This window comes from Gimesia aquarii (assembly GCF_007748195.1).
Lineage (GTDB): Bacteria > Planctomycetota > Planctomycetia > Planctomycetales > Planctomycetaceae > Gimesia > Gimesia aquarii.
In genome coordinates, this window is sequence record NZ_CP037920.1 from 2,800,948 (window position 1) to 2,815,525 (window position 14,578).

A 14,578-nucleotide genomic window follows, 5' to 3' on the forward strand; every position below is an offset into this window, starting at 1 on the left:
TATGATTCATCAGTATAAAAGCGAAGTTCGAAGGATGCTTACTGTGTGTTGTTATGAAAGGTCTTTGCAATCTGAAGAGAAACTTTTTTCGTATGATTGTAGAGCCACTGAGTTCCTACTTGACGAAACGAAAATTTATCGTGAAGTGAACGAGATGGTTTATTTAATGGAACGATATTGTATTCACACGCAATGTATGGGATTCGCTCTTCTTGAGCGAAATGAAACAGATCCTCGTACAGAATCGAGCCAAGCATCAGACCTCGGTAGTTACGATCTATAACAATTCGATCAATGTACAGAAAAGATTTATATCTTGAAGCAAACCAGTCAAAATTATCATTCACATAACCGCAATCGTTTCTCATAACAAGCAAAAAGCCGGCAAGTATTTTGTCGACCATTGCAACTTTGTGGTACTCCGAAATGGAGTTAAGGAATCGGAGCCGTTCCAGATCCATTAGACTGGTATAATGGATTTCGGATGCATTTAGATCTACTATTATTTCCAGATCCTCTTCTGAAACGTTACGAATCGAGATTTCTCTCATATAGAAGCCTATTATTGAAATGAACTTAGTTCTATATTTTGACGATTGTTGATGATAATCGTTTCAAGAAGTAATAGATCTATCAGACTGATCGCGTGATTCCTCCGTCCACACGAATGTTTTGTCCGGTAATGTATTTTGCTCCGTCGGAGAGAAGAAAAGCGACGGTTTCTGAAACTTCATCAGTTGTACCATATCGGCCTAGAGGAATGCGGTTGAGAAACTCTTCTTTTTCAGGGAGACTATCAATAAATCCTGGTAGAATATTATTCATGCGGATATTGTCCTTTGCGTATTCATCTGCGAAGAGTTTCGTGAAGGCAGCGAGGCTGGCACGAAACGCACCAGAAGTGGGAAACGCCGGTTCGGGTTCAAAGGCAGCGAAGGTAGAGATATTCACAATCGGGCCACCGCCATTGGCTTTAAGGATCGGTGTCACCAGCCGCGCGATGCGAACGACATTGAGCAAATACACATCCATCGCCAAGTGCCAATCCTCATCACTGATTTCGAGAATCTTTCCTTTTGGCCCATGACCAGCACTATTGACGACTGCATCAATTCTTCCAAATGTATCCATAGCGGTATCTACGAGGCGTTTGAGATCAGCCGTATCTCGATTTGATCCTGTGATCCCTATGCCTCCTAATTCTGTTGCAAGGGCTTCACCCTTTCCTGAGGAAGACAAGATCGCAACTTTGTAATCCAAATCAGCTAGTTTGCGGGCAATGGCAGCTCCCATGCCGCTTCCTGCGGCTGTGACTAATACAACTTTAGAGCTCATTTGTAGTATCTTTCTTGAGTTATTTAACTTTGCCACATTCTGATCTGATTAAACCGTGCCCAAGTTGAGGAAACAGAGAATGGTCGGGAAAGAAAACTGAAAAACAATTCTATAGGCATTGGTGATAGGTTATTTTAATTCGCAGGTTTCGATTTTTTTATGACAGCTTGTAGAAAACCCCGCAGCTGAGTTGAAGGTACTGCAAAACCGGCACCTTCAATGTTTGCTTTGAGAACGACTAAACCGATCACGTTTCCATGTTCATCGAACACGGGACCACCACTATTACCTGGATTCACGGCTGCGGAAATCTGAATATGTGGTTGCCCTCTCAGAATACGCATAGGGTTGCTGACAACGCCTGTTGTGAGAGTTTGCGAAAGGATTGTATCTCCAGCGCTTGGATTACCAATGGCAGTCACCTGTTCGCCTGATTCGACAGTTTTCTGATCATCAAGCGATACGGATTTTAAATCGAATTTGCCTTTCATTTTCAACAGTGCAAGGTCAAGGTTCTGATCAACGTGAACCAGTTCCGCCTCAGATTCCTGTTTGGTTTTCGAACCAGTTTTTCTAGGTGTATAAGAAACGATAATTTTACCTTCGAAAGGAACCGCATGGGCACAAGTCAAAATAAAACCACTTCGACCTACCACAAAACCTGATGCCGATCCTTCATTACTTTTGATGAGTACAACTGATTGATTAAATTGTTTTGCAATTTCTTGTGAGGTGATTTTTTTAGCTTTCAGAGCAGAACCGAGTGAGTCAATTTCTAACTCGCTAACAGCTTGTATATAATTTGCGATCATCGATTGCTGCGTAGCGATTTTTACTCCTTGACGGATTCGAGTTTTTTCTTCAGGACTAAGTTTAAGTGGAACACTTCGTAGGTAGCGCCCTCCTAATTTTTCATTACATACAAATAGTAGAGACAACCCATCTGGAGTAAAAAATAAGTCATCGACTGTTACTTCACCCAACCCAGACGTTGTTAATAAGAGCTTTCGCTCAATGACTTGCCCTGTTTCTCGATCATAAAGAACAGCAGATTTGCCTCCCGGTACAGCGACAATATTGAGCATCGGATGAAATGCCAGCAGACTTGTCGTGGCGCGATCTTTCGTTTCATAGATAACAGGAGTTTTCTTGAGGTTGTTCGCTTTCCAACCAGCAAGGTTATGAGAACGGGCAGGCGTACCTCCTTTCGAAAGATAAGTGATACGTTGACCGTCGGGAGAGATGCGGATCCCTGTTCCATTAGTGCCGGCTTTCGGAATATATTGCCTGAGATCAGGGTACCCTCTGCGTAGATCGTAGCTGAATAAAAAATCGATGCTTCCATACTCGGGTATTTCCAGAACTTGCCAGCGAGGGTTAATCTGGAATCTGGTTCCTTTACGAACCAGGTCTTTGTAGCCGACGTAGAGCATTTTTCCGGCAGGATCGATACGAACCCAGGTTCCCATCATTTCAGCAGGCGCAGAAACTTCTCCCTTTTGCTCATCCACAACTAATACACGATAGCGAGGTTGCTCTCCCTGTATTTTTGCGGCAACATAACTAACGGGTAATTCAGGGTGAACTGCCAGATCGGTTATCTCCATCACAGTGACATTATTAGGTTTTAAAGGAATGCTTCTGGTGACTTCGAGTGTGTTCTGATCAATTAGATCGAGCTGTTTTCGACTCTGGGATAAAGCAAGAAACATTTTTTTGCGCTCTGACAGGAAATTGTAACGTTGAGGGAGCTGATACTTTTGTTCGGCTTGAATTCCGTCTCCTTTGAGCCGTTTTACAGAGTCACCTTGTAAGAGCAATAGAGATTGGTAGCCGTTTGTCGGCACGAATTGAAATAAATCAGGTTCTAATGTGAGACGCGTAAAAGTATCAACAGAGGCTAAAGAACCGGCATGTTTGATCAGATCTTGAGAAACCACTTCAAGATTGACCCAGGCAAATGAAATCTGATCTCCTTGAGTTAGTTTGAATTTTAGTTCGTGAGAACCAACTTCATCAGAGCCAGGCTTCCAAGTTACAATATTATTTTCCAGTTTCAGTCCTTTTGGGCCATTCATTAAATGATATTTTGTATTTGGTTTTTCAGGCAGTGAATGAGTGAAAACTTCTCCTTCCGCAATCCGTGCGGGTAGGAGATCTGATTGCCTGGCAACCGCACTGCCCGTAGTCGAAGTTGATGTAGGTGGATTAGTATCTGACGGGGAAGTAGTCAGTTTGCTTTTCGATTCGCTAAACGCAGGAGTGCTTGCAGACAGTATTAGATTTTTTTCCATATCAATCACAAAAAAGTGAGTGACATCATTGGTTGTGAAGGCAATCGGATGATCAAGAAGATAATCACGGATTCGATAGATATTGTGATAAATTCTACTGAACTCTCCTTTTGGAAATTCAACTTTGCGGTTATCAATTTCATCGACAGTCACATTCAATCGATGTGCGTGAATACGTTCTTTTGCGACTGAATAGACCATTTTTTTCGAGCGGTCGACAATCAAGGTGTAGTTCAGATCTCGCCTGATATTAGCAAGGGGAACACCACCAAAGATATTATTGTTGGCAATCCAGAAAGACCCGGGATGAACCTGATACGCGTAAGGCGTTTGAGGGATTCCCCCTTTATAAATGGGTTTTGGAGCATCGCCAGAAATAAAATCTTTCCAGGCAAACGCAGAGATGCCTCCCGAGGGACTGAGGTTGAACGATCCTTGAGTAATTACAATCCGGCCATCATAACTACAAGTGGCCATAGCGGATCTTGAGACATGCTTGTCGCGGCCAGTATTCAGATCTAAATGATATACATGGCAGTCATGATAGGATGCCTGGTTACCTTGGCCGTGACAGGTAATGATAAGATCGCCCTTAAAAAACTTTCCTTTTGCTGCACTCAAATGAACAATGTGTGGCTTTTCTATTTCAAGCTGATTGGAAAGTGTCCAATTCTTTTCGCGTGCGAAAACGCTGATCGTGCCTTCACCATCGTTTGCTACAAATAATTGGTTTCCGCGGCTCAACACTGACCTGGGAGCTACCGTAGACAGTGTCGCTACTTGTTTTTTGGTAAATACATCCCAGATTGAAACCTGATTTGCAGCCTGATGCGAGCAGATCAGTAATCGATTATCCTCCGAGACTGTAAACGAGGTAACCGGTTCATCCATTGGGAATGGTTGAAATTGAATCACTTTACGCACAAAAGATTCAGGCTGAGCTACTTTTTTTGGAGGGGGCTCTGAATGGGGGGCGTTCACAATTGATTTGATAACAGGTCCAGGTAGTTCCTCACGCACAACACGGAAACCACGATCACACCTCGTCTCGGTTGCTGGGGCTCCGATTCGTCTGGCAACACGACAGTCGATGGGCCAGTAGTGACTTGATCCACCTCGAAGGACTCGTTTGTTTCCGTTCGTCGGAACCCGACTATCAGGAATCAAGTATCGGTCCTCCACGTACACATCATCACACCATTCAGAAACATTACCGTGAATGTCATACAAACCGAAGGCATTGGACTTGAACGATCCAACAGGCGCATTGAATGGGTAGCCATCGTCACCTTTTCCGCATCGATTTTTGTGAAAAGACTTGCTGCTGAGAATTTTTGCCAGGGATTTATCAGAAATATTTTCATTTCCAACCAGTGACTCTGGCGTTTCTCCCCATCCGTATGGCACGATTGTTCCCGCTCTGCCAACGTATTCACGTTCCGCTTCAGTAGGTAAACGAAAATAGTATTTTCCATCTTTCGCTGATAGCCATTTACAAAATGCGACGGCATCATTCCAACTCACATTGACAACTGGTGAATTACTTTCCTGCTTAAAGCCTGTATTTCTCCAGGAAAATTGACGATCATGATTTACGATTTCTTGTCGACGGGCATCATAGCCTGATCCTCCTTTTGGATTTTTTTCAGCATCAGTCTTATAATTTGTTTCAGCAACAAACCTTCGAAACTGTAGGAATGTCACTTCGTGCTGACCGATATAAAAACCTTTTTTAATCTGCTTACGATGTTGTGGTCGTTCAGAAGGCCATGACTCGATCTCATCAGCAAGAGACCCCATCAAAAAAGTCCCAGCAGGAATGTAAACCAAAGTACCTGCCCTCGGATCTTTAATTGTGACAAACTGATTCTCATTCGATTTGCGAGATTTATTATCCTTAGTTGGTTGATAGTTTTTTTTTGCTTCATGAACGACTCGAAAACCAATATTTTGTCCTTTCCATGAAGGTAAATTTCCTCGTCGGTAAGCAGAACGACTATGTAAGTCTTTACCTTTTAACCATGAACCCCCTCGCAAAACCCGAGTCGTAACACCCGGAGTATTATCAGAGACGTATGGGTCACTGGTCAGTTTACCTTGTCGTCGATGATAGAGTCGAGGGTCAAACCAGTCAGCGCACCATTCATAAACATTTCCGTGCATATCAAATAAGCCGAATGCATTTGGTTTGTAAGATCCCACTTGAGTTGTTCGAGCCAGGAAGGGACCTTTTGTTTTTGTTCCATAGGGATATCTCCCATCTGAGTTGCTGGACCTGCCATTATTAACCGTTCCAAAATGAAATGGTCCTGTTGTTCCTGCGCGACACGCATACTCCCATTCTGCTTCGGTAGGAAGTCGGTACGTCTTTCCTTCTCTTTCTGACAATTTACGGCAGAAAATAGTTGCGTTATGCCAACTGACAGAATCTACAGGGAATCGTTCAGTATTTTGCCCTGCAATTTTATTTTGCCCGCGACCATTTGCGGAAAACCAACTCGGATTTTCTCCCATGATCTTTTGATACTCAGCTTGAGTAACCTCAAATCTACCCAGATAAAAGGGCTTCGTGACTTGTACACGGTGTGGAACTTCGGTCTTTTGGCTTTCCTCTTCAGAGACAGGAGATCCCATCATAAACTCACCAGGCGGTATCAATGTCAGTTGCATTCCCAAACTATTGGTTTTCAGTACTTCCAGATTCATTGATGTTGCCCATGCTTGTTGCGATTCTTGTGCATTCGTTTGACTGAAAGGGGCTAGTAACGGTTTCGCTTGCTGCACAACTTTCTTATTCGTAGATTCGGTTTGTTTATCTGCCTGAATCTGATTCACTTTTCCCGAATGCTGTGCCTGCAATGAGGGGGACGACTGAGAGATTTGTGTGACATCCAACGATTCTGTAACATCATTTGCTGGCTGAGAGAGGGGAGAATCCTGGGTTTTTGTCGTTTGTTTTTCAAAAGTAGGCGAAGTTTGGTCACGTTCGGATTGAGAGCAACCAGGTAACGCGATCAGAAGAAGTACAGCACAGAAAAAAAATATAACAAGGAGCGTTCGGTTTCTCAGAAAACAGTGATTTGATGAGAACATTTTCTAGCGAACCTCTAGTTTCAGTGAGCTGATGCGAGTATTACCAAAGGAGTTGGAGAGAAACGTAAATGAGATGTAGATATCTTACCTTTTTACCGACAGCGTGACTTAGCTCTATCCTAGCCGACACCCTCTTGAGATTCTAGTACAAACATTAATAGGTTCAGGTCTTGTAAGGGAAGCGGATTCCAGAAATTATTTTGTTTGATGAGTGTCTTTTTTTTGTGTCAGTTCAAAGAACAGTGACCGATCATTCTTGGTTTTGAACTGCAATGCAGGGAGAGCAATCGTATTCGGGATCTTTTTAATGATGCTTACTGGATCATTGACATTCATAAAAACAGTTAGATATTTCAAAACTCCGGATCAATACTAGCGGCATGATGTGTTGCCGCATGAGTACCTCCTTTGACAGTGATGAGATGACCTTGGGGAAAGAACGGCAACAATTCTTCTGCATTTTCAATTGGCGTTGCGAGGTCAAGTGTCCCGTGAATCATTAATACTGGTGTCTGATTGACGCTAAGTTGGCGAAACTCATCGCTGACTACCGGTGTGGGAGTTACATCACGCGTTGCTTTATAAAACCAATTCTGATCGCCGAGCCACCGATAGGCTGATTCAGATTGTAGTTTTGTTTCGCGATTTGCGGTAATCCCCAGGCTATTATCGACGAGTGTAAGAAGTAAACTATGATGTTGGTACTCGGGGCGATCATCAATGATCTTTGCAGCTAGATACTGATAGTCTTCCTGATAGACTTCCAGAACGAACTTTGGCCAGAACTCAAGCATCTTCCTTGAATGGATCGGAGCGTCAAGAATCGGACGAGTGAGGTAATGCCGAAAGTCATCAGCGCCAATTACGACTTCCGCGGTATAATTCTTTCTTGGATGATGTCCACGAATTCGTACCGGTTGTTCCTCAAGGCGCGCGATCACTGCCTGTAGGGCCCCTAAAAGTCCCACGTCAGGTAATTTTACACCCTTGGACTTACGCGTTTCCTCCTCGATTCTTTTGAATACGTTCCAAATTCCATTGGCACTGTCGTAACCATGGTCCAACGGCTCAACACCGGATAGAATCATCCGGTCGACATGGTTCGGCTTACGTTTTAGATACGCGAGAGCCCATTGAGAGCCAAAGCTACTGCCACGTAATGCGATCTTCTCATATCCATAAACACGGCGTATCGCGTCCACATCATCAATCAGATGCAGAATGTCATATCCCCTCGTGTCGATATTCAGGGATTCGCATTTTTTCAGTGAAGTCTTAAGACCTGCTACCAGTCGCCGTGATGATTTCACGAATGACATTGGTTCTGAACTCTTGCCAGGTTTTGCGGACCACTTTGCGGGTAGGCCGTAAATTCCGGGCACTCGACTATTTCCACGCTGATTGACAATGATGACATCTCGGTTTCGATTGAAGGCAACAATTTCAGAAATTTTGTTATAATGCTTATGTCGTAAACCTCGTTGAATATCTTCCGCAGTGACACACTGACCGGGTCCGCCAGGTAATATGAAAACTGGGGGTAAACCGACCGTTTCCCTTGCTGGAAATCGAAGGTAATGAACGCTGATCATCCGGCCCGATGGATTCTCACGATTCTCGGGAACGATGATCAACCCTTCTTCGCCTTGCAATTTGCCTGGAAAATCGAGCGATTGAACAAGCGTAGTGCCGACTGCTGGTTGAACCAGTTTCGTTTGTCCATGCGCAATAGTGACTCCGGAGAGACAATAGACTGCAATTATGAGTGTCTTGAAATGTGAAACGTTTTGGAACATGGAAAGCCGGGATTCTTCAAGCTTACTTGATCTCAACTTACAATCAGGAAAGCTGTCACTCTCATTCTATGATTTGTTTGATTGCTTTTCTATCGCCTTCTCAGGATTCTCTTTTTTCGACTCCTTATTTGGCTTCTCAAATGAGAGACGAACTTTGCAGATATCCTCGCCAATCAAATTGTTTACCATATCAAAGATCTGGAGATAAACGTCTTTCCCATCTAATTCAAATTTCAGGAATTCATTGTTCTTTAACGAAGTGCGTGTTGCTAAATAATTTCCATTGATGTCGACTACTTCTACAAAAACCTGCCCGGCTGTAATATCGCCCAGTTGAACGGAAAGTGTGCCGGACGAGCCGGGAATCTTTCGCCGCTCTCTTTGAATCATTGGCATTGTGACTCTCCCTTGGGGTAGAGTCAGAGTGACTGGTTTGTTCGATTGACTTTTTTTATTCGATTTCCAAGTAACAGGGCTTTCAATTTTTACCCAGGCTCCTTGACCCCTCTTGATCCAGAGCGATCCGGTCGCTGTGTCTAAAAAATAGAGACCTTCATTCGTAGCGGCGATATCGTATCGACCCACATTTGAAGCATCCTCATTTGTTCCGGCAAGTGCCAAAATGGGATATATAGCAAAAGCAATCAATAGAAATGATAACCGTTTCATGATTCGTTGTTCTCCTTCTTTGTGATTTATCTTTTATTGATTCAGACGTGCAATAATTCCGCCCAGTCTATCAAACATAAATTGTCCAGGAAGAGGAGGCTTTCAATCAGTACTCTAATTCAAATTTTAATGCTTTTTCTTCATCGTTTACTATAGGTACTGACACCTAAATTAATCAGATGCTGTAACTAAAAAATCTATAGAATGGTGATGTCTGTAAGCGTATTGACCAGAAGCTTTTAGAGAGAATCAAAGAGCGAAATCACGAAAAGCTAGTACGAAATAACCGCGCAGTTACAAAGAGAAAATGGTTCCTGTAGGATCAATTTCAATAAATAACGCTCACATCTTGAAAGATTTTGATGTCTATTAATGATTACTAATAATCTGCTGACCCTTCTTAGGGATCGTTTCTCGAACTTCTGGATACGCCTACGTTTGCTGAATTATAACCTTCCGCCTCGGCGGGAACGATCACATCAAACGAGGGAGGTTCAATTGAAGCTTCTATAGAATAACCAACGAAAATCGGTTCAATGGTTTCAACTTCGACAGTTTCATCTTCAGAGTCGACTAGTTTAGACGGGTATGCAGTCACACGAATTTCGTGTAACCCGCTTACTATTCCTTGTCCCTCGTCTGTCTGGTACTTTCCATTTTCAATTGTAGCGCTCCCTGTTGGTGCTTCCTTTTCAATATCTAGTTTCGGGATGAATTGAATGGTACCAAATACAATGGGTTGGCCGTCAAATGTTGCCGTTCCCGAGATTTCATGTCGTTCAACACCGCTTTCACCACATCCACTCAAAAATAAAAATGAGAAGCTGAGAACGATTATCGCGTGTATCTTCATGTTAATCTGCTCGATGTTAGAGGTGAAATAAACAGCCACCTCTGAAAATCATTCGGGAGGTGGCTGGATCAGAATCATGACTTCTTTGTTTACTCGGTGATTTGTAGTGTCAAACCATCATCACGGCTACCAGCAGCCTGATAGGTGGCAAAGTTGATGTTTTCAGATATAAACCGAACAGAACCATCTGCCATCAGGAAGTGTGCACCTCCAGTGTGATTACTGCCAAAGTCCACATCGTTGAAGAGTCGATCTGCATTTCCACTGTTCCAGCCGGATGCGCCGATTCCATCTTTGAGGTTCTTACATGCGTAACTGGCAAAGCTGTGGTTACCGTTACTGGCACCTTGGATCCAGGCGCGATAGCTGTTGGAACCGGCAGGTTTTGATGAAATTTCGCCCAGCAGTAACGTATTCGTAGTTCCATCGGTAATATCGCGAATTGCAACATTACTCTGTCGAAACAGGATTCCGCTGATAGCATTATTTCCGTGATTGCTTGTTATATTGCTAGTAGCATGTGCTGTGGGCCAATTACCAGTTAATGGGGCAGGGCGAACTCCCTTAGGGCCCGCAATTCCGTAGTAGTGGATTGTCCAGCCTTCAGCAGAATTTGAAGGCTTTCTATCACGAGTACGTGCGCTGGGGCAATGCATTAGAGGGAATTTTTCATCACGACGTGAGCGGTTGGAAGGGGTGCCAGTTGTATCGTTGTAGTTCAAACTGAAATTAAAAGTGTTATATAGCGGTGCCTGATCTACAAAAGGTAGAACTCTCACAGACCAGGGATGGTTATTCCTGGGGTTTGTAGAGCTACTATTAAGACCCATGGTACCTGGTGGGAACGTTTGGTAGTTATCATGGTAGTTATGCAGTCCCAGACCCCACTGTTTGAGTTTGTTCTTACATTCTGTACGACGAGCTGCTTCGCGTGCTTGTTGTACTGCTGGAAGCAATAGTGCGATTAATATTGCAATGATGGCTATGACCACCAGCAATTCAATCAGTGTGAATGCGTTTCTTTTTTGGAGCTTCATTGATATCTCCTTCTGAACTGAAAAATAAATAAAATATAAAATAACGTCTTAATTAAGGTTCATTGGCGGCACGACCACCAACAGTTTCGATAACAGGACTTGCTCCATCTGAAGTCAGAGCGATTGTAGAGGGGGACATGCCTTCAGATGTGATTTCGATGGTCAATCCAGACTCTTCGGGTACAGAATATGATTGTGGAGTGATCCATTTATACTTTATGGGTTTTGAGCTGGCTGCCGGATCTTCAGAGTTAAAATCATCAGTCAATTTGCTGACAAGTTCCTTCTTAATCACCGTGACCTTGTAGCTGCCAACGGGAATTCCATCATCTTTGGCATAAGTTCCGACCGTAAATTTTCCACCAGAAGTGGAGTTCGCATTTGATCCGCGCTGAATGGGATTTCCTTCATTTGGTATAAATGCGATTGTGGCACCATCCAAAGGCTGTCCATCCAGAGTTACTGAGCCATCGACTGGGACGAGTGTAGGTCGACCATCTCCACCGCAACCGGTCAATACAAACAGGGAACAGATTATTAAACAAAATGCCAATTTCAACGCTCATCCTCCTTCATACTTTATGAGATTCACTTCACGAAGATACCTGATGTGGCCAAGACTAAAATTCGCCGATGGTGTTGCCATCTTCCAGTTGAAATAAGTTTGTATAAAGGAAGTTCCCGGTAAGCGATGTCGATGGGTCATCTTGGATATTTTCACTGACGAACCGCACTGCTCCGTCAGCCAACAACACGTGGGCACCACCGATGTGTGCGCTGGCGATGACTGCACGAGTGACATTTCCAGGAGTGTTTTCGATATAGATGTTGTTCGCCGCGTCGCGAGATCCATCAAAAGGAGTATTCATTGCGCTGGTGTGATGAACGATACCAATACGCGATCCTGCAGGGCGATGCGATGCCCAGTTGGCACCAATTGAGACAAAAGGTGCTTCCATCAATGCCTTTTCACCCATCAGAATCGTATTCGATGTTCCATCAAGCACGTCAGCAGTTGAAATGCCAAGAGGATTTGAAGTATTTGGATAGACGGCAAACCTTGACGTCATCGCATACATCATGGTTCCCAGATTATGTTGATAGTGATTGACTGTGTTTCCCGTTGCAGAGGGACAGAGATAGACGGGAATCGTTGTTGTAAGCAGTGATTCGATTGAACCTGGAGTCTGGGCTGTCAGAAAGTCTGTAGGCACACTCAGGTCTGCAATAGGAATGGTGATACTGGAGCTACCAACATCAAGTTGATTGTAAAGCGGAGCTTGATCGATATACGGTAAAATTCGCATTCCCCACGGCCAGGCGTGAACTTTATCCATATTTCTGTTGCCAGGTCCATCAGCGACAGGCGGAGCCACTGAAGAAGCGATGGGAAACATTTGGAATACATCGTGATAGTTATGCATCGCTATTCCAAGTTGTTTCATATTATTTTTACATTGGCTTCGGCGTGCTGCCTCGCGTGCTTGTTGTACGGCAGGTAACAACAAAGCGATGAGAATGGCAATAATCGCAATCACCACCAGTAGTTCAATTAAAGTAAATCCGGATTTCATCGAGCGTCGCATCTTTGTGTTTCCTTTGATAAAGACGGAATGAATATCAATAAAAAACGTTGATTTCAGAAGAGATGAATTTTGACAGTTCTATGGAGCGGACCTAAACTTAGGTCAAGCAATGTGCCCCTAACTTTCAAGAGCTCAATTATTTAGCGTAAACTGATTCAGTAGCACAAATTAATACATTAGTTTATTAATATACACATGATTAATTATAAGTCTACGAGAATTTCATATGGAGTTACTAATTTCATAATAAATGCTTAATTTAGTAACATTATTAATTATGTAATAATGTGCATAATGTACTGTAAGCAATCTGGATCGTCGGGGAGCTTATTAGAAGAGTTTTCAATCTTGAAATGGATTGGGAGCGAACGAATTGAAGTAATCAAAAACTCGGAATCTGCCATCTTGTGATTCAACGAGTGAGTATGAGGAAATCTGGAAGCTATCCAGTTTGTCCGTTTCTTTAAGCAAGGATATCCTTAAGCAGATGATCTTCATCAGCGGGACCGATGAGTCGTTGATCTAGACCCTGATAGGGAACTTTGAGTTTTCGGGATTTCAGACCGGTCAGGTGTAAGATCGTGGTTTGCAGATCGCGGACGCTGGTTTTCTTTTCGGCGATGAAGTAACCGAGTTCATCAGTTGCGCCGTAAGACATGCCACCTTTGATTCCACCACCTGCCATCCAAATGGTGTAGCAGTGAGGATGATGATCGCGACCCAGAAATTTTGAGCCGTTGCGTTCTTCGTTCATAGACGTTCGACCAAATTCTCCACTCCAGATGACGAGAGTCTCATCTAGCAAGCCTCGTTGTTTGAGATCGGTAATCAAGGCATACAGGGGGCGGTCAATCTCTTTTGCCTTGCGAGGAACGGCTGTAATTAAATCATTGCCTGCTCCTGTCCCATGCATGTCCCAGCCGTAGTCGAACAATTGGATATATCGAACGCCTCGTTCCACCATGCGGCGAGCCAATAAGCAATTATTAGCAAAAGAAGGCGCACCGCCTGTCGTGCCATATAATTCATGGGTCTGCTTTGTTTCACTGCGTAGATCAACCGCCTCCGGAACGGACATCTGCATACGGAAGGCAAGTTCATATTGATTGATACGCGTTAAGGTTTCCGGGTTACCGAATTGTTTGAGTTCGAATTCGTTCAGTGATTTTAATGCATCCAGACTACGGCGACGCACTTCACGATTGATCCCTTTAGGGTTTGTCACATACAGAATCGGGTCTCCCGTCGTTCGGCATTGAACACCTTGAAATACTGATGGTAGAAAACCACTACCCCAAAGGCTTTTACCACCACTTGGATCGCTGGGACCACTCAATAACACCATGAAGCCCGGTAAATTTTTGTTTTCCGAGCCAAGCCCATAGGTAATCCAGGAACCCATGGAGGCACCTCCGAAACGAGGAGTTCCGGTGTAGAGGAAGAGTTGGGCTGGTGCATGATTAAATTGGTCTGTGTGCATCGATTTGATGACGGTGACATCATCGGCTACGTTTTGGAAGTGAGGTAGTAGCTCACTCATCCAAGTGCCTGACTCGCCATATTGCTTGAATTGATAGGGGGTTCCCAGCATTTTGGGATGCCCTTTAATGAACGCGAAGCCGCGCCCTTTCAGGAACGAATCAGGGCAGGGTTGCATATTGCGTTTGACCAGCTCAGGTTTGTAGTCAAAAAATTCCTGTTGTGGAGGTGAGCCTGCCATGTGTAGAAAGATCACGCTCTTTGCTTTCGCAGGCATGCGGAATTTTGTCACATCGGGTTGACTGGGCGAGTTGGCTGAGACGTTATGACTATCGGATAACATCGAACTCAGAGCGAGTGCGCCGATACCAGTAGAGCCTTTCCCCAGAAAATGTCGTCTGGTGATTGCCTGTAATCGTTTGTGCTTCAGGTCCAT

General features: G+C 43.9%; 10 protein-coding genes. All 10 read right to left on the minus strand.

Annotation, left to right across the window (positions count from 1 at the left end; translation table 11 throughout):
• Positions 1–38 precede the first annotated feature (38 nt).
• Positions 39–551, minus strand: coding sequence for a GNAT family N-acetyltransferase (locus tag V144x_RS29005; protein ID WP_144985261.1), 513 nt, complete (start codon positions 549–551; stop codon positions 39–41).
• 82 nt (positions 552–633) lie between these two features.
• A complete protein-coding gene (locus tag V144x_RS11310) occupies positions 634–1,335 on the minus strand; it encodes an SDR family oxidoreductase (protein WP_144985262.1) in 702 nt (233 codons plus the stop codon).
• A 134-nt stretch (positions 1,336–1,469) separates the two neighbouring features.
• Positions 1,470–6,722 carry an SUMF1/EgtB/PvdO family nonheme iron enzyme gene (locus V144x_RS11315; RefSeq protein ID WP_144985263.1) on the minus strand — a complete coding sequence of 1,751 codons (5,253 nt, stop codon included), beginning with the start codon at positions 6,720–6,722 and terminating at the stop codon, positions 1,470–1,472.
• A gap of 353 nt (positions 6,723–7,075) precedes the next feature.
• Positions 7,076–8,518, minus strand: coding sequence for an alpha/beta fold hydrolase (locus tag V144x_RS11320; protein WP_144985264.1), 1,443 nt, complete (start codon positions 8,516–8,518; stop codon positions 7,076–7,078).
• A 66-nt stretch (positions 8,519–8,584) separates the two neighbouring features.
• Positions 8,585–9,187, minus strand: a complete 603-nt coding sequence (locus tag V144x_RS11325; protein WP_144985265.1) for a hypothetical protein — start codon at positions 9,185–9,187, stop codon at positions 8,585–8,587.
• Positions 9,188–9,587: 400 nt separating this feature from the next.
• Entirely contained in the window at positions 9,588–10,040 is a 453-nt protein-coding gene (locus V144x_RS11330; protein WP_144985266.1) for a hypothetical protein, read from the minus strand.
• Between the two features lie 89 nt (positions 10,041–10,129).
• Positions 10,130–11,077 carry a DUF1559 domain-containing protein gene (locus V144x_RS11335; RefSeq protein ID WP_144985267.1) on the minus strand — a complete coding sequence of 316 codons (948 nt, stop codon included), beginning with the start codon at positions 11,075–11,077 and terminating at the stop codon, positions 10,130–10,132.
• Positions 11,078–11,129: 52 nt separating this feature from the next.
• The gene (locus V144x_RS11340) at positions 11,130–11,636 is read right to left on the minus strand and encodes a hypothetical protein (protein WP_144985268.1); all 507 of its coding nucleotides are present in this window, start codon (positions 11,634–11,636) and stop codon (positions 11,130–11,132) included.
• A gap of 61 nt (positions 11,637–11,697) precedes the next feature.
• The gene (locus V144x_RS11345; RefSeq protein WP_144985269.1) at positions 11,698–12,663 is read right to left on the minus strand and encodes a DUF1559 domain-containing protein; all 966 of its coding nucleotides are present in this window, start codon (positions 12,661–12,663) and stop codon (positions 11,698–11,700) included.
• A 463-nt stretch (positions 12,664–13,126) separates the two neighbouring features.
• Positions 13,127–14,578 (minus strand): DUF1501 domain-containing protein, encoded by a 1,452-nt coding sequence (locus tag V144x_RS11350; RefSeq protein WP_144985270.1) that lies wholly within the window; start codon positions 14,576–14,578, stop codon positions 13,127–13,129.